General features: G+C 49.5%; 9 protein-coding genes and 1 pseudogene. 5 read left to right on the top strand and 5 right to left on the bottom strand.

All coding sequences use genetic code 11. The features are described from left to right. Positions 1-311: pseudogene (locus GOU96_RS13455) on the bottom strand (TMAO reductase system protein TorT); the annotation flags it as partial. Between the two features lie 87 nt (positions 312-398). Here GOU96_RS13455 and torS point away from each other — a divergent pair. Next, positions 399-3,302 (top strand): TMAO reductase system sensor histidine kinase/response regulator TorS, encoded by a 2,904-nt coding sequence (gene torS / locus GOU96_RS13450; RefSeq protein ID WP_076025314.1) that lies wholly within the window; start codon positions 399-401, stop codon positions 3,300-3,302. Between the two features lie 122 nt (positions 3,303-3,424). Here the strand turns inward: torS and pyk are convergent, their stop codons facing one another. Together pyk and GOU96_RS13440 are read right to left on the bottom strand one after the other, a co-directional pair. Further along, positions 3,425-4,885, bottom strand: coding sequence for a pyruvate kinase (pyk, locus tag GOU96_RS13445; protein WP_076025313.1), 1,461 nt, complete (start codon positions 4,883-4,885; stop codon positions 3,425-3,427). A gap of 121 nt (positions 4,886-5,006) precedes the next feature. Further along, positions 5,007-6,386, bottom strand: coding sequence for an MFS transporter (locus GOU96_RS13440; protein ID WP_000931488.1), 1,380 nt, complete (start codon positions 6,384-6,386; stop codon positions 5,007-5,009). Positions 6,387-6,661: 275 nt separating this feature from the next. Between GOU96_RS13440 and GOU96_RS13435 the strand changes: the two genes are divergently transcribed. From GOU96_RS13435 to GOU96_RS13425, 3 genes are read left to right on the top strand one after another with little or no spacing between them, the layout of a single operon-like run. Then, complete coding sequence (locus GOU96_RS13435) at positions 6,662-7,954, top strand: ABC transporter substrate-binding protein (RefSeq protein ID WP_175597517.1); 1,293 nt, start codon at positions 6,662-6,664, stop codon at positions 7,952-7,954. Continuing rightward, positions 7,951-10,320, top strand: a complete 2,370-nt coding sequence (locus GOU96_RS13430; RefSeq protein ID WP_267782012.1) for an ATP-binding protein — start codon at positions 7,951-7,953, stop codon at positions 10,318-10,320. The genes GOU96_RS13435 and GOU96_RS13430 overlap by 4 nt, the downstream gene beginning before the upstream one ends. Further along, positions 10,295-11,557: a sigma-54-dependent transcriptional regulator gene (locus GOU96_RS13425; protein WP_267782014.1), complete on the top strand. Its 1,263-nt coding sequence runs from the start codon at positions 10,295-10,297 to the stop codon at positions 11,555-11,557. Before GOU96_RS13430 ends, GOU96_RS13425 begins: the two co-directional genes overlap by 26 nt. Here GOU96_RS13425 and GOU96_RS13420 read toward each other — a convergent pair. Together GOU96_RS13420 and GOU96_RS13415 are read right to left on the bottom strand one after the other, a co-directional pair. Then, the gene (locus GOU96_RS13420) at positions 11,554-12,171 is read right to left on the bottom strand and encodes a lysoplasmalogenase (protein WP_001912281.1); all 618 of its coding nucleotides are present in this window, start codon (positions 12,169-12,171) and stop codon (positions 11,554-11,556) included. The genes GOU96_RS13425 and GOU96_RS13420 overlap by 4 nt on opposite strands. A gap of 138 nt (positions 12,172-12,309) precedes the next feature. Continuing rightward, a complete protein-coding gene (locus tag GOU96_RS13415) occupies positions 12,310-13,458 on the bottom strand; it encodes an iron-containing alcohol dehydrogenase (RefSeq protein WP_001160756.1) in 1,149 nt (382 codons plus the stop codon). A gap of 671 nt (positions 13,459-14,129) precedes the next feature. Between GOU96_RS13415 and GOU96_RS13410 the strand changes: the two genes are divergently transcribed. After that, the coding region (locus GOU96_RS13410) for a chitinase C-terminal domain-containing protein (RefSeq protein WP_324701975.1) at positions 14,130-17,049 on the top strand (2,920 nt) is incomplete at its 3' end.

Below are 17,049 nucleotides of genomic sequence, written 5' to 3'. Positions count from 1 at the left end.
TGGGCTAAATCATCTTGGTACAGCTCGGGTGATACGGTGCCAAGCAAAATGGCGTCAGCTCCCCAACGTACGCACAGGGCAATTTGTTGCTGCTGTTTGTGGTGATTCGGGTAGCCACCCGCCTCCATAACGCGCAAGTTGAGGTTGAGCTTGCGTGCTTCCTCCACCATGCCGTAGTTGACCGACAGCCAGTAAGAATCTTTAAGATGAGGGTAAAGCGCACAAAGTTTTTCCGCGCCAGCCGCTGGCAGTGCAGAGAGCAGCAAAAGTGCAGAAATCAGTGAAAATGAGTGCAAACGCAGATTTGGCATGAGGTTATTCGTTGGCGAACCGGAGTAAACACTGCACAATATAGCCCAATCCGCCACGCAGAAGAAGTCAACAAGAAGGTTTTCCCCATGCGTCTCGCCAAAGCCAGTATTGGTCGCAAGCTCTTATTTTCTTTTAGCGCGATGGCGTTGCTCGTGCTTCTCTCAGCGCTGATCGGCGTTCTAGGTTTTTCTCTGGTTGCCAAAACTGAACGTGATGTGGTCAATAATGCCATTCCTTCGATGATCGAGGCGCGCCAAGTCGCTGAGCTCAGTCATCAAATCATTGCTTCTGTACAGACTCTTTCTAACGCCAAAAATGAGCAAGAACACCAAGCCGCTGGGCAGAAGGTTTTCTCGCAATTAGAAACGTTGCTCACTCATATCCAGCAACTGGGAGAAGAGGCGTTTGATAGCGTGTTGCTGGATAGATTAGAGCAAGACGTACAGAACGTAATTGATACTCTCGCGCAATTAGGAAGGCGCGTTGAGCACCGACTCACCTTGGAGAGCCAATTGAGTACAAGCGTCAAAGAGATGCGCAAATTGGCACAAGAGCTGGAGCAGCTAACCCGCACCCAAGTGCTCAACACCAGCACGATTGCAATCGCCAATGTCACGCACATCTACGATTTATTGCAAAAGCAGCAGCAAGCGCAGGTTTATCAGGCGTTAGACAATCTGGTGGAAGTCGATTTGGATTTAGCGGAACGCTTACATGAGCTGCATCTGTTGGCGTTTAAAGTGCTCAATGAGATTGAAGAGACGCAAACCGTGACTGATTTAGAGCGGATTTTGGCGTTAGATAGCGAATTTGCCGCCAACTTGAGCATTATGCAGCGCCGTGTGCAAGCGGTGGAAGACCCGACGCGATCCAAACAAATGGTGAGCTTGCTGAGAGGGTTGGAGAAGCGCCGAATCGTATTCGAACTATTGAAACAGCGCTACAGCAATGAACAAGCCGCGCAGCAATTACTGCACGATACCTTGACTCAATTTGCCAAGCTCAATAACACGGTTAATCAGCTGGTGGATGCGTCAAATCAAGTGACCACCGCAGCGGTGAGTAAACTCTCTAACACCCTCTATTACGCGCAATTGATCCTCACCGTGCTGGGGTTACTCGGCCTTGTGATTGTGGTGTGGATCGTGTGGAAGGTCGTTTATCGCTCGGTTATCCAGCGTCTCGATCAACACACCGCCGCGCTGCTCTCGGTGGCAAAAGGGCAACTCGACGTCGACGTTTCAACTCAAGGAAATGATGAACTGGGTCAGATGGGGCAGGCGATTGCCCATGCGCGCGATACCGCCAAAGCGCTTAAAGTGGTGGCAGAGAGTGAAGTATTAGCCAAACGCGAGTTGCAACAGCACAAAGAACATTTGGAAGAGTTGGTTGAGCAGCGTACATGTCAATTGAGCGAGATGAACCATAAGCTCAATCAAGAGGTGCTGAACCACGCCAAAGCGCGCCAGCAAGCGGAGCAGGCCAGTCGTGCCAAATCCGCTTTCTTGGCCACCATGAGCCATGAAATTCGCACCCCGATGAATGGGGTGTTAGGCACGGCGCGTCTACTGCAAGACACCACGCTGACCGCCACTCAGCAGCACTATGTACAAGTGATTAACCGCAGCGGACGATCGCTGCTGGCGATCCTGAACGACGTGCTCGATTACTCCAAAATCGAAGCGGGGCATCTGGAGATTCATCAAACTGATTTCGATTTGTATCGATTAGTGCGTGAAACTTATGATCTGATGCAGAGCCGAGCGCGAGAAAAAAGCATCCTCCTCACTTACCACATTGATGACGATGTCACGCAATACTGGCAAGGGGATGAGATCCGTATCGGGCAAGTGCTCAATAATTTGGTTGGCAACGGGATCAAGTTTACTGAGCAGGGCGAAGTGCGTATTCGTATCCGCCTCGCCCCCGATGGTCAAGGTATTCGCTTTGCAGTAGAAGATTCGGGTATTGGGATTGCCGAGGAAGAGCAAGCGACTTTATTTGATGCCTTTACCCAAGCTGACGCCGGACGGCGCAAGCTTGGAGGGACGGGGTTAGGCTTAGCGATAAGCCGTAAGTTGGTGCAGGCGATGGGCGGCGAGTTACAACTCGCTTCGCAGCTCGGTCAAGGCAGCTGTTTCTGGTTTACCTTACCGTTAGCGGTTGGACAACCTGTTGAGACGCCAGCACTAGCCGTAGATGATGTGCCTGTGGCTAACGTGCTGCTGGTCGAAGATAACGAAGTCAACTGTTTGGTTGCGCAAGGTTTTTTAACCAGTCTGGGTCATCAAGTGACTCTCGCGAAAAGTGTGCAAGAGGCGAAACTCTGCTTTCAGCAGCAACGCTTTGATATTGCTCTGCTTGATATTCATCTGCCCGATGGTAATGGGGTGGATCTGCTGCGTGATTTACGCCAAATGGAAGACAGCATTCATAATGCGGTGATCCCGTTTATAGCCGTATCTGCTCATGTGTTTAATGAAGATGTCGCGGGATATTTAGCGGCGGGTTTTGATGGCTATCTGCCTAAACCTCTGGTCAAGGAGCAATTGGCGGACATGTTACGTCGGCAGTTAACGGTGAGGGGAGGGCATGAGGTTGACGACAAGTCGAACAACGAATTCTCGTCAGTCAACGCTTCAGCGTTAACGGAAGATGCTGCAGTCCTTGATCAAGCTAAGTTTGAACAGGATGTGCAGATCCTTGGTGTAGAGAAAATGCGCGAAATTGTCGGCTATTTTGAACAGGGCTGTGCTGAATTCTTCGTTATTTGTGAAGCGCAGAAAGATAACGATGCGCAGATCAAAAGCCAAGCTCATAAATTGAAAGGTTCTGCTGGCGCATTGTGGCTAACGCAACTCTACCAACTGTGTCAGCAAATCGAGAAAGCCGATTCGCCTGCCGCGGCATATCAAAAAACGCCTCTGGTTGATGCGGTAGAAAATGCCAAGCAGGCTTTGCGTAATGCATTGGATTTGCAGAGTAAATAATAAAAAAAGACCTGCGACAAGCGCAGGCCAAATCCCTATGTGGAGCATTTGGGAGAGTATGATTACAAAGTTTTGGGGGATATAAGTAACGCGAAACCCTACTTTCCGCGTTACTTATTGGGTTAGGCGAACAGGGCTTCCTGCTGCGCCAAATTCAGTAGTCGGCACACGTTGACGTGACCAACCCCTTCGACCGATTCCAGTTGAGTGACCAAAATCGAGGCGATTTTTTTCTCTTGTGCGGGTTTACGCAGCAAATTAATCAGTTGAGTCGCAATATCACCTTGCTTATCTAAATGTGGGAAGTAGGTCGGTGTGACACCACGCAAAATAGCAAGCTTACGCAGTAGCGCAGGTTTATCAGACACCGCCCAAATGGTGGCTTGGCTTTGACAGCGTGACATCAAAAGCGGCGTTTCACCTTGCTCAGTCACAATCGCTACACCAAGATCTTTATTCACTTTGGATGCTGAAATCATCGATGACAGAGCGAAGCTTTTGCCCGCATCGCTGCACAGATGCTGTAGCGCATCCCAACAATTTTGCGCACAGTGAGTTTCGTGCTCAACCCCTTGGGCGATGCGCACCATGGCTTGCACTGCTTCAACAGGGTAACGCCCTGCGGCCGATTCCGCAGAAAGCATGATCGCGTCAGTACCATCAATCACCGCATTCGCGACATCCAAGACTTCTGCGCGTGTCGGCAGTGGGTTTTCGATCATCGATTCCATCATTTGAGTGGCCGTGATCACAGGTTTACCTAAGTGCTTAGCACGCGCGATCAGCGCTTTTTGTACGCTTGGCAAACGAGCATCACCAATTTCTACGCCCAAATCACCCCGCGCCACCATGATCACATCAGACGCGCGAATAACGCTGTCCATTGCTTCTTCACTGGCTACCACTTCTGCGCGCTCAACTTTGGCGACAATGTGCGCATTGCAGCCTGCTTGGGTGGCGAGTTGGCGCGCGTATTCAATATCTTCCGCATTGCGTGGGAAAGAGACGGCTAAGAAGTCCGCTTGCAGCTCCGCCGCAGTAATGATGTCGAGCTTGTCTTTTTCTGTTAAAGCTGGAGCCGATAGGCCGCCACCGAGCAAGTTAATGCCTTTACGGTTGGAAAGCTTACCGCTATTGAGTGCAATGGTGTGAACAAGGCGAGTTTGCGTATCGACGGCCGTGACTTCCAGTTGAATGCGGCCATCATCGAGGAGCAGGATATTGCCCACTTTCAGATCATCAATCAGTTCTGGGTAATCTAAACCCACGCGCTCTTGCGTGCCGGCTTGACGATCTAAATTGCCATCAAGAATAAAGGTGTCGCCTGCAGAGAGTTGAATCGCGCCTTCTGCAAAGCAAGCGATACGAATTTTAGGACCTTGCAGGTCAACCAGTACGCCAACGCTCACATTGAGCTGCTGCGCGATCTCACGCACCATTTCCGCGCGAGCAATATGTTCTTCAGCGCTGCCATGAGAAAAGTTCAAGCGAACCACGTTCACGCCAGCTTGGATGAGTTGAGTCAAAGTTTCACGAGTTTGGCTAGCAGGGCCTAAAGTGGCCACAATTTTGGTTTTACACATGTTGTAATTCCTATAACGACGCTCAACAAGAAAATAAGAAAGAGAAAGTAAGCAGGAGCTTAGCTCCTGCTGGCATCGTCGTCCTACTTGGCGCTGTAGTGCCAAGTAGGACGGGTATCGATTAAGAAGCGGTTTGGGTTTTCAACGATTTGCCTTCAGCTTCGTCGATATCGACGACTTTCTTGGCATTCCACACGGTTAGGGCTAGAAGTACTGAAACCACCCCAGCGGCCAACCAGAAGTACTGAGCGTTACCGAAGTCGTAATGTTTTACACCTTCGACTTCAGTTACTGTGATCAGTGATGCAGAGATAAGTTCTTGAGCAGAAGCGGCGATGTAAGAACAGAGACCGATCAGGCCTTTCACGGCGCCGACTGCGTTTTTCGGCATCAGGTCACAAGCGATAAGACCTGCAAGGAACACCACTAGACCACCGATCGAGAAGCCTATCATGCTCAGTGCCACTGCATCGACAACGCGGTTATCTGGGCCGAAGAACATCAGACACATGCCTGCGATGTTGGTTAATCCGTACAGCAGGTTCGGGATGTTACGGTTACCTTTGAACACTTTGTCAGACAAAATACCCGACAAAATCGCACCGGCCAGACCCGCAGTTGGGTACATGGACATGGCAAAACCGGCGTCAATCAGTGAGTAGCCTTTTTGCTCTTGCAGGAACAGCACTGCCCAAGAAGACATGGCGTAGCGAGAGATGTACATCGCCGCACAAGCCAGAGCGATAAGCCATACCACAGGTTGCTTCAGGATGAACATTTGCGCACGGCGTGTTTCTTTTGGATCGTTGGCTTTTTTGATTTCCGTGCCTTCCTCAAACGCTGTGCCTGGATCAGGCATACCATAAGTTTGTGGGCGGTCTTTCAGTAGCTTAAACATGATGAGAGAAGCCACGACACCCGCGATACCCGCACCGATGAAACCTGCACGCCAGCCAAAGTAGCTCACCAAGCTTGCGGTTAGGATCCAAGTGATACCTTCACCGATGTTACGTGAGCCGCCCCAGATGGAGTAACGGCTACCACGTTGCTTTGGAGAGAACCATTGGTAGATAGAGACGCAAGATGGTGCAGAACCGACCGACTGGAACCAACCGTTCAAGCCCCACAGTAGAACGAAGAAGAACGCGACCGTGTTCATCCCCATGAAGATCGAAGCAACGCCCGACAGCAGCAGCGAGAATGACATAAAGCGGCCAATGTTGGCGTAGTCAGATAGAAAGCCGTTCAGGAACTTACCAAAGGCGTAAGTGAAGAAGAAGGCCGAACCCATGATGCCGAGTTCTTCGAGGGTGACGATGCCGGCATCCAGCATCGGTTTTTTCACTACGCCGAGCGCCATACGTACCACGTAGAACATGGCATAACCGAAAATCAGGCCAATAAAGACTTGCCATTGATAGCTTTTGTAGCGTTTTAACATTTCCGCTTTTGAGCTGCTGAGTAAAGGCAGATCGGGGCGGGTTTTAAAGAAATTAAGCATAAGAGCTCTCCCTAGTTCACGATTTCAAACGAGCTGTTTGTCGGGAAGCATCATTAGCCAAAGCCAGTTGTGGCTCAAAAACACCTTTTTGGGACAGAAATGACCCAAATGCGCGTTAGCTGTGAGTCAAAACTGGGAATTTTGCCCTCAGTGGATAAGCAATTGCTGATAAAATTAATGACAGAAAGGTCAGAGTTGACCCAAATGCGTGGACGACTTTTTTTCAACAAATGACAGAGATTTGAGTGAACGCACAAAAACTAGGGATTTGCCTAATGCCGCGATGGATTTTTGCCTTTATTTTGCCCTGCCTCTTACTGAGTTTGGGCGTACCCACTCAAGCTCAGGCTGCCGAGAGAGAGTTGGTGATCCTCACGACATTTTCACGTGAGCCCTTACTGCCTTTGGTGGAGGAGTTCAGTCGCCGTTATCAAGGCATTGAAGTGCAGATCATTCACCGCCGCGCGCAGTCGAGCGTGCAGCTGCTCAACAAAAGCTATATTCAGAATATTGATTTGGTGCTGAGTTCATCGCCATATTTGATGCAGAATTTGGCACAGAGCGGTAAGTTGGCCGCCTTACCAGAGCCGATGCAGACCCCAGAATGGTTGAAACCTTACGCACTGCCGATGACCGAACATGTGGCGACGATCGGTTATTCAGGGGCGGGATTAGTGTGGAATCAAGACTATCTCAAAACACATCAATTGCCTGATCCGAAGCAATTTAGCGATCTGGCGAAACCAGTCTATTTTGGGCATGTCACCATGAGTACACCAGCACGCTCTGGCACCACGCAGATGATGGTGGAAAGCATACTGGCCAAATATGGCTGGCAAAAAGGATGGGAGATCTTGCTGCGCGTCGGTGCTAATTTGGCGACGGCATCGGCCAGAAGTTTTGGCGTGAGTGACTATATCGCCAATGGTCAGTTTGCGGTGGGCCCGACCATTGACAGCTATGCCCTGATCCTTGGTCGTAAACTCGACTACGTACAGTTTGTTTACGATGAAAGTTTTACCTTGATGCCGACGTATGTTGCCCAAATTCGGCAAAATCATAACGATCAGTACGCTAAAGCATTTATCGAACTTCTGATGTCCAGCGCTGTACAAACCAACATGGAAGGCAACGATTTTGCCAAACACAGCGTGCAAGATCAGTCTCTAGTCAACGAGCGATTCACCCGTTTGCCCATGGGCAGCATTATTCGCCGCGAAGAGTGCCTGAACGATTTATTCGATTTGGCCATCACCAAGCAACTGCCGCAACTAAAAGATACGCTACTTGCGGTACTTGAAGCGAAGGCGCAGTTTGCACGTCGTCCTTCTGTATTGGCTAAAATTGAGCAGATTGAACGCACGGTTTTTACCATGCCAATCACTGAGCAAGAGGTTGATGCTTTAGCCATACAAATCGCCCCAAACTCGGCGCTGAGTGAAGAGCAGCAAGCGGAATCCGCCATGCTGCTTGCAGAAAAAGGGCACGAATGGCAAATGCGTTTGGAAAAACAGCTTGAGCAAGCTAACCAAGAATTGAAAATCTTGCTGGCTGAGGAAGCGCAATGAGCTTGACCACTCGCCACACCATAGGCGCAAGATTGTTGCTGGCATTTGCGTTCAGCACTTCGCTTTTGACTATCGTCAGCTTAGTGGCTTGGGGCACATGGAGCCGACTGGATTATCAAGTGGCGGAACTGCTCAATCAAAGCGTGCCCAAGTACAACACTAGCTATGTATTGGAAACCCGCAGTTCAGAAATTCGCAGACGAATTCAACTGATCGTCAGTGCAACCAGTAAAGTGACACTCAATCAGCAATATCAGCGTTTGCAAGAGGATTTCACCGCGATCCACGCAGCTTTGGCGAGTTTGCCACAAAATGAACAGCAAGCGGCGTTGCAACAAGGGTACACAGAGTTGCGGCAAACCACACAACAGATTAACGATCTGGTTTCGGCCCGGATTGATGTCGACCGACGTTTAGCCCTGTTTGCAGAGCAGTTGGATTGGCTGCATCAAGATATTGGGATGGAGCTGTCGCCGATGCGCCAAGAGCTGCAGTGGCAATTAGAGCGAGGTGGCGCAGCCCAGCCACAAGCCCAAGTGATGTTTCAGACCATTAATCTTATTCAAACTATCTTAGATGGTGAAACCCAAGCCTTTTTGTTTGTGGATGAACTACTGAAAGCCAAGCATCTCACCCAAGTGGATAACGGCATGCGCGTTTTGCAGTATCGACTTGATGAATTGAGCCGATTAAGCCAACCGCTATTTACTCAGCCATCGTCGATTGCCTATCAACAACTGCTTGAAGAGTGGCGTAATGTGCTGCGTTTAGAGGGGGATTTTCAGCAAAGCCTGCGTGATAGGGTGATGCTGACCCAAAAGTTAGAGAGCACGAGTGAACAACTGCAAATTCAGCTCGATCAACAGCATACGGCAATCGCAGATTTGGTAGCGAATGCGGATGCGCTGTTTGTACAAGTCAAAGGACAAACGGCTCAATTGGTGCAAGAAGGTAACCGAGTGCTGCTGATCTGCTTTGGGCTCTCCATCGGTTTGAGCTTGTTGTTGATGTATTACTTTGTGCATAAACGGATTGTCGGACGCTTACACCGCTTAAGTGAAAGCTTGGATGCGATTATTCATAACGATCTTTCTCACCCGATCACCGTGGATGGTAAAGATGAGATCGGGGCATTGAGTGAACAGCTCATCCTGTATGGCAAAAAAGTGGAAGAGATGGAACGCACTAACGCGTTGAGCCTCATCAATAACACGCAAGCGAGTCTGATCACCTGTGATCGGTATGGGCAAATTGAATCTGCCAACCCGAGTGCGATGGCCACGCTGCGTTTAGAATCTCTTGCGCAACCGTTGACGCTGTGGAGCTGTTTTGCTGAACACGTACAACCTAAAGTCGGTCAATTATTTGATACGAAAGGGAATTTAATTCAGAAAGGGGCGGAGAGTTTAACCTTATCACTCGGTAATCCAGAAAAGCCTCATTACTTGCGTCTTTATTTGCGCCGCTACAGCCAAGGATTGCACGATAAAATCATTGTCACCATCACCGATGTGACTGACCAAGAACACGCCAATCGCTTGTTAGAGCAACGAGTCAAAGAGAAAACCCAATCACTGCGCGAGAAAAACCATCAGTTACAAGCGGAGGTCGAAGAGCGCCAGCGCGCTGAAGCGCACTTGAAAAAAACACAAGGCGAGCTGATCCAAGCGGCGAAAATGGCGGTCGTTGGGCAGACCATGACCAGTCTTGCCCATGAGTTGAATCAGCCGTTGAGTGCGATGTCGGCTTATCTTTTTTCAGCTCGATTGGCATTAGAGGATGCACCACAGGCTCAACTGGCAACATCGCTCGACCATATCGAAAATCTCACTGAGCGAATGGGTAAGATTGTGAACAGTCTGCGCCATTTCGCCCGCAAAAACAGCAGCGATGAATCGTTGCAGCCAGTGCGGCTAAACAGCGTTGTAGAACAAGCATTGGTATTGGTGCAAACCAAAGCGAAACGGCAGCAGATCAAACTTATCAATACCTTACCTGATGATCTCATGGTGATGGCGGATGCTTTGAGTTTAGAGCAGATCTTAATCAATCTGATTGTGAATGGCTGCGATGCTTCAACAACCTGCGCGCAACCTTGGGTCAAGCTGATTGCGTTAGGCACAGAGCAAGGGATGCAGCGGATTGCGGTGATTGATAGTGGGCAGGGTTTTGAACACGAAGTCGTTGATAAATTATTTACCCCATTTACCACCACCAAAGAGGTGGGCTTGGGGCTTGGGCTGAGCATTTGCCAGTCATTAGTGGAAAAGATGCAAGGCCGGATTGCACTGGCCTCCAATCTGGAAAAAGGTGCAATGGTTATTTTGGAGTTACAGCAAGATGAAAAGTACCGTACTGCTGATTGATGACGATCAGGATGTGTTGGATTCCTACCTACATTTGATGTCGATTGCTGGATTAACCGCCAAAGCGGTGATCGATCCTACTCAAGCCATGAGTCACATCCAACCCGATTGGAATGGCGTCGTGCTGCTGGATATGTACATGCCTCAACTGCATGGCATGGAATTGCTCAAGCAGATCAAAGTCGTAGACGACAAAATTCCGGTCATCGTGATCACAGGACACGGTGATATCCCGATGGCGGTGGAAGCGGTCAAAATGGGCGCGTGTGATTTTCTTGAAAAACCGATCAATCCTCCGCAATTGCTCACGCTGATCAAGCAACATCTTGAGCTGCGTCGCTCGTTCATCGAGCAGAAGCTGCTGTTATCCCGTTCAGTCAAACGTGAATTAGTCGGAAAATCAGCACAAATGGAGCAAATTCGCTCTCATGTGGCGCAATATGCGCTGCTGAATCGCCATGTGGTGATAGTGGGGGAGTCGGGCTGTGGGCGGCACACCATCGCCTACCTTATCCATCAACTGACCCCCAATAACGGACACTTGCCCTGGGTTGAGTTAGTCGCTTCGGCCAAAACCGAGTGGAGTGCCGTTGAACCTAAAGTGCAAGAGAGTGCGGGTGGAACCTTGTTGATTGACCATATTGAGTTGCTCAGCGAGGAAGTGCAGCGCAATGTGGTACAGAGTTTACTCAACCAAGAGCGACTCAATCGCCCCAGAACGCGAGTGATTGCGGTGATTGATCAGCAACCGGAACAATTGATTGCACAAAATCAGTTGTTACCAGAGCTTTACTATCTGCTCAATCAAGGGCAGATCGATGTGCCTTTGCTGCGTCAAAGGCCCGATGACATTGCGGCGCTGTTTCACTACTTCCTAAAACAGAGCTGCTATAAGCTCGGCAAACCCATGCCCAATGTTGAGCCGCATTATCTTGCCTTGCTGCGCGCCCACCAATGGCCGGGGAATGTGCGCGAGCTGCGTAATGTGGCGGAGTTGTATGCGATTGGCATTGTAAAACTGGCGGGCAAAGAGCGTCTCTACAATCAAGAAGAGATGCTGTCGCCATTGGATGAGCTGGTGGACGATTACGAAAAGCAAGTGATTGAAGATGCGCTGTTTCTGTTTTCTGGCCGAGTAGCCGATGCCGCGAACTACCTACAAGTGCCGCGTAAAAAGCTCTATCTGAGAATGAAAAAGCATGGTTTAGAGAAAGATGCGTTTAAAGCCCGAGGCTAGGGGATGACGGACAAGGTCAGTAAAGCCTGCGCGCTGTAGTAACTAAACATCACCACATGTCGTGAGAACTGCGATGAGGAGCGAAATCGGTCAATGGCTAGTACCAAATCGGAAAGCATAAACATCGCCGCCCCCATGAGAGCAAGGCGTGAGGCATTGTTGTTATAACCTAGCCAGTACTCTGTGGCGGTGCACGCCATGAATACGATAACGGCAATGTAGCCCGCGACTGGAAAAGTCATTTTGCCAAGGTTGGGCAGTAGCAGTAAAAAAGCGATTACGCCCAGTGCTGACCAAATGGCGAGCGGCCACCAAGTAAAGGTGGTGATGGTGGTGCTAAAACCGAGCGTATAAGCGATGTGGGCCAGCAGAAAAGCCAGCAAACCAGAGACAAATTTATCCTTTGGATGCATCAGTAATATGTCGCCAAGCGCTGAGAGCAAAAGGCCTGCCACGATCCACCACGCAAAATCGGATAATGGGTTAGGGGTGATCACAATCGACAAGGCCATCAGTAGGATCGGGGTGGGCTTCGAGAGATAGAACATCCAACGTGGACCGCGATCAATCGTGATTAATTGAACAACACAAAGAGCAATAATCAACAGCCACATAACTCTATCCGCAATAACATCCGCAAAACGACCATAAACGAAACTCAAAAAATGCAGCACGCCATCCGCATTGGATTGACGTGCTGCAAGAGTGTAACAGGATTTATCGTTTAGCGAATAGCGCTGCTTGGCTCAGATTTAATACAAGGCGTTTTCTAAGATCTTGCGTGACTCTTGTAAGTCAATCGTGCCTTGTTCACCCAGTTTATGCATACCGTGGGCTGTCAGTTGCTGCAGTACCGCATCGACGGCAGCCTCTTTTGCCATGCCGTGTTCACCAAATTGGGTCGCCACATTCAGTTGGTGGTAAAAAGCTTCAATGGCCGCAATGGTTTTTTCCGCTAAATCATCGGATTGCGGTAAACCAAAGACATTTTTGCCCATTTGTTCGAGTTTGGCTTTTTTGTGCTTCAGTTGATTGCGTAGCAGCCAAGGTTGCACAATCGCTAGCGAACGAGCGTGGTCGACATGCCATAACGCAGTGAGCTCATGACCGATCATATGCGTTGCCCAGTCTTGCGGCACGCCAGTGCCAATTAAGCCATTTAACGCTTGGTTAGCGGTCCACATTAAATTGGCTCTCCATGCGTCATTGTCTCGATTCGCAAACTCTGCGCCTAAGGCTAACAGGTTGCGTAGCAGCACTTCGGCATAGCCTTCTTGCACCATGGCTTGAGTGGGGAGTGTCAAATACTGTTCACACACATGCACCCAAGCATCGACTAAACCATTCACCAACTGGCGTTCAGGCAAGCTTTTCATCACATCAGGGTCAAGCACGGCAAAACGTGGCTGAACGGCGGGAGAGAGAAACGCCAATTTATCTTGAGTTTCCGCTTTGGTGATCACCGCACCAGTATTGGATTCAGAGCCGGTAGCGGGCAGAGTCAAAATCGCACCGATAGGGGTAGCTTGTTGCACCGTGTGTTGCCCGGTCAAAATATCCCAACCATCGCCTTCATAAAATGCTGCGGCGGCCACGTACTTTGAGCCATCGATGACCGAGCCACCGCCGACGGCAAGAATAAAGTCAATGTGTTGGTTTTTCACTATGTGCACCGCTTTATCCAGTGTTTCCTTGGTTGGATTAGGCTCAACACCGGAAAACTCCACCCATTGATGTTCACTTAGTGCCTCAACCACTTGGTCATAAACGCCATTACGTTTAATGGAACCACCACCATACAGCACTAACACTTTGTGATCTTTTGGAATATCCCGACGGATGCTGGCGATCTGCCCTTGTCCAAAGTGGATCATGGTTGGGTTGACGTAACTAAACTGCATCTGCTCACCTCATTAGTATGGTTTTTGGAGTAGCCATGAATCGGAAAAACGAGCAGCCCAAGCTGCCGTTAGCCCACAAGTTTATAGGCTGAATGCTATTACGCATCTGCAAAACACAATAGGTCATTTTGCGAGGAAATTTTGTGTATTGTGCGAGGAAATGGGCATTTCATATACCCTTCCTACTTGAAGTTGCCGCGGTGTTGGCTACGTTCGTTCACCCCAATCACATAGTTTGCCTATGCTCATGGTGAGTCACTCACTTGCTGCCTACCTGCAACTCTAAGTTGTTTGGGTATAACAAGGATTGATAAAAGAGGAAGTTAAACTATTGACATTTTACTCTTTTGTAACAATAAGCATAGTTGTAGGCTTGTATTCCCCATTAGGAAAAATTGTCACACAAAAATTGTTGAACCCCGTATTTTGTTCTGAAAAACGGGGCTTTTTTTATGGTGAAAAATTTATGAGTAATTCGTTGTTGATGCAAAATAACTCGCTTTGATTTGCATAAATCAGACACTCGTTTGCGAGTCATTATTAAAATTCACACTTTTTTGAGTGCCAAATTATCCCTCTATTCTAAAGTTGTTTTACGCAAGATTTTAAGTGAGCCGATGTCGACGTGGTTTATTTAATGGTTGAAATAATAACTTGAGGGAAGAACAACAATGCGTGTACTCGAAGGAAAAGCAGGGAAGAGTGTTTTTACACTAAGCACTTTAACCGCTTCATGTTTAATGGCTTTTAGCAGCTATGCTGCGGTGGATTGTTCGACGTTGCCTGAATGGCAATCGTCTGCGGCATATATCGGTGGTGCCAAAGTGCAGCACAAGGGCAATGCTTACCAAGCCAACTACTGGACTCAAAACAACGATCCTGAAACCTTTTCTGGTAACTATGCCCAATGGAAACTGTTGGATTCATGCAGCACATCGGGGGGGACTAACCAAGCACCGAGTGTGACGTTAACCGCACCGCTTGCCACTGCGCAGGTGAAAGCTGGAGAGGTCGTGACACTCGCAGCAAACGCCTCTGATGCAGATGGTTCTGTCGCGCGTGTTGAGTTCTCAGTGGATGGCGTATTGGTTGGTCAGGCAACCAAAGCCCCGTACAGCGCGAGCTGGACTGCGACCAAAGGAACGCATGAATTTAGTGCGGTTGCCTTTGATGATAAAGGGGCTGTCAGCACCAAAAATGCAGTCACTCTGACGGTGAGTGACGCTGGTCCAGCGAATCAAGCGCCAACCGTGGCGGTGGCGCTCTCTGCATCAAGTGTGGATGTTGGGACGGTCGTAACGTTGAGCGCAGAAGCGGCGGATGCGGATGGCTCAGTAGATAAAGTCGATTTCTATGTTGGTGGTGCGCTTGTCGGCACTTCAGCAAAAGCACCTTACACTCTCAATTACACGGCAACCAAAGCAGGTTCACTAGCGGTTTACGCGCGTGCTACCGACAACTTAGGGGCAGCCACAGATTCTGCACTGACCACGCTGGTGGTGAATGGCGTCGCACCGGTTGCGAATTGCCGTCCGGATGGTTTGTATCAAACGGAAGGAGTACAAGTGCCATACTGTACCGTTTACGATGCAGATGGCCGTGAGAAAATGGGCGTGGATCATCCACGCCGTGTGATTGGTTACTTTACCAGCTGGCGTTCAGGCGATGATCCGCAAGCCGCTTACTTGGTTAAAGACATTCCTTGGGAGCAACTGACACACATTAACTATGCGTTTGTCAGCATTGGTTCGGATGGCAAAGTGAATGTCGGTGATGTAAACGATCCAAATAACGCGGCCGTTGGTAAAGAGTGGCCGGGGGTAGAAATCGATCCAACGCTAGGTTTTAAAGGTCACTTTGGTGCTCTAGCCACTTACAAACAAAAATACGGTGTAAAAACCCTGATCTCTATCGGCGGATGGGCCGAAACCGGCGGTCACTTTGATGCGAATGGTAACCGTGTGGCTGATGGTGGCTTCTACACCATGACCACCAATGCTGATGGTTCCATCAACCACGCAGCGATTGAAAAGTTTGCGGCATCTGCAGTTGAGATGATCCGTAAGTACAAATTTGATGGTGTGGATATCGATTACGAATACCCAACCTCCATGGCGGGCGCTGGAAATCCCGATGATAAAGGTTTTATGGAACCACGTCGTGCTTACCTGTGGGCTTCTTACCAAGAGTTGATGCGTGTTCTGCGTGAAAAACTCGATCAAGCCTCGGCGCAAGATGGCCATCACTACATGCTGACGATTGCTGCGCCATCTTCTGGTTACTTATTACGTGGTATGGAAACCTTCGATGTCACCAAGTACCTCGACTATGTCAATATCATGTCTTACGACTTGCATGGTGCGTGGAACGATCACGTTGGTCACAACGCAGCCCTGTACGACACAGGCAAAGACTCTGAGTTGGCGCAGTGGAACGTTTACGGTACAGCGCAATACGGTGGTATCGGTTACCTGAATACGGACTGGGCATATCACTACTTCCGTGGCTCAATGCCTGCAGGTCGTATCAACATTGGTGTGCCTTACTATACCCGCGGTTGGCAAGGTGTCACCGGTGGTGAGAATGGACTCTGGGGCCGAGCGGCACTGCCGAACCAAAATCTCTGTGCACCGGGTACTGGTGAAGGGGAGAAAAACAACTGTGGTCACGGTGCAACCGGCATCGACAACATGTGGCATGACGTTAACGCTGCAGGTGACGAAATGGGCGCAGGCTCTAACCCAATGTGGCATGCGAAGAACCTAGAAAAAGGCATTTGGGGTTCATACGCAGCGGCTTATAAGCTCGATCCAACCACCACACCGCTGATTGGTACTTATGTACGCAATTATGACAGTGTGGCCGTGGCTCCTTGGTTGTGGAACGCAGAGAAGAAAGTGTTCTTGTCGACCGAAGATAAACAGTCAATTGATGTGAAAGCCGATTACGTTATCGACAAAGAGATTGGCGGTATCATGTTCTGGGAGTTGGCGGGTGACTATAGCTGTTACAACCTTGATGCCAACGGCAAGCGCACCTCAGTGGACCCTTCTGAGCAAGCGTGTGCCACCGGTAAAGGTGAGTACCACATGGGCAATACCATGACCAAAGCCATCTACGACAAGTTCAAAGTCGCCACGCCTTATGGTAACAAGGTGGCAACGGGCGCAATCCCTGCTGAAGCGGTGAATATTGCGGTGAAAGTCGGTGGCTTCAAAGTCGGTGACCAAAACTACCCAATCAATCCGAAGATTACCTTCACCAACAATACAGGGATTGATATCCCGGGAGGAACGGAGTTCCAATTCGATATTCCGGTTTCAGCGCCAGATAACGCGAAGGATCAATCGGGTGGCGGCTTGAAAGTGATTGCATCAGGTCATACCCGTGCCAATAACATTGGCGGGTTAGACGGTACGATGCATCGCGTGGCGTTCTCTCTACCCGCTTGGAAATCACTTCCTGCGGGGGCAACCTATGAATTGGATATGGTTTACTACCTGCCGATTTCAGGTCCAGCGAACTACACAGTGAAAATCAACAATGTGGAGTACGCATTTAGCTTTGAGCAACCGGATCTCCCTGTCGCCG

It is taken from the genome of Vibrio sp. R-1, assembly GCF_035615595.1.
Lineage (GTDB): Bacteria > Pseudomonadota > Gammaproteobacteria > Enterobacterales > Vibrionaceae > Vibrio > Vibrio cholerae.
Note: the sequence above shows the minus strand (reverse complement) of the source record. Positions and strands in the feature narration are given on the sequence as shown.

Coding starts and splice junctions, on each gene's coding strand:
- pyk (WP_076025313.1), bottom strand. CDS start 4,885: ATGTGTAAAACCAAAATTGTGGCCACTTTAGGCCCTGCTAGCCAAACT.
- GOU96_RS13440 (WP_000931488.1), bottom strand. CDS start 6,386: ATGCTTAATTTCTTTAAAACCCGCCCCGATCTGCCTTTACTCAGCAGC.
- torS (WP_076025314.1), top strand. CDS start 399: ATGCGTCTCGCCAAAGCCAGTATTGGTCGCAAGCTCTTATTTTCTTTT.
- GOU96_RS13430 (WP_267782012.1), top strand. CDS start 7,951: ATGAGCTTGACCACTCGCCACACCATAGGCGCAAGATTGTTGCTGGCA.
- GOU96_RS13435 (WP_175597517.1), top strand. CDS start 6,662: ATGCCGCGATGGATTTTTGCCTTTATTTTGCCCTGCCTCTTACTGAGT.
- GOU96_RS13420 (WP_001912281.1), bottom strand. CDS start 12,171: ATGTGGCTGTTGATTATTGCTCTTTGTGTTGTTCAATTAATCACGATT.
- GOU96_RS13415 (WP_001160756.1), bottom strand. CDS start 13,458: ATGCAGTTTAGTTACGTCAACCCAACCATGATCCACTTTGGACAAGGG.
- GOU96_RS13425 (WP_267782014.1), top strand. CDS start 10,295: ATGAAAAGTACCGTACTGCTGATTGATGACGATCAGGATGTGTTGGAT.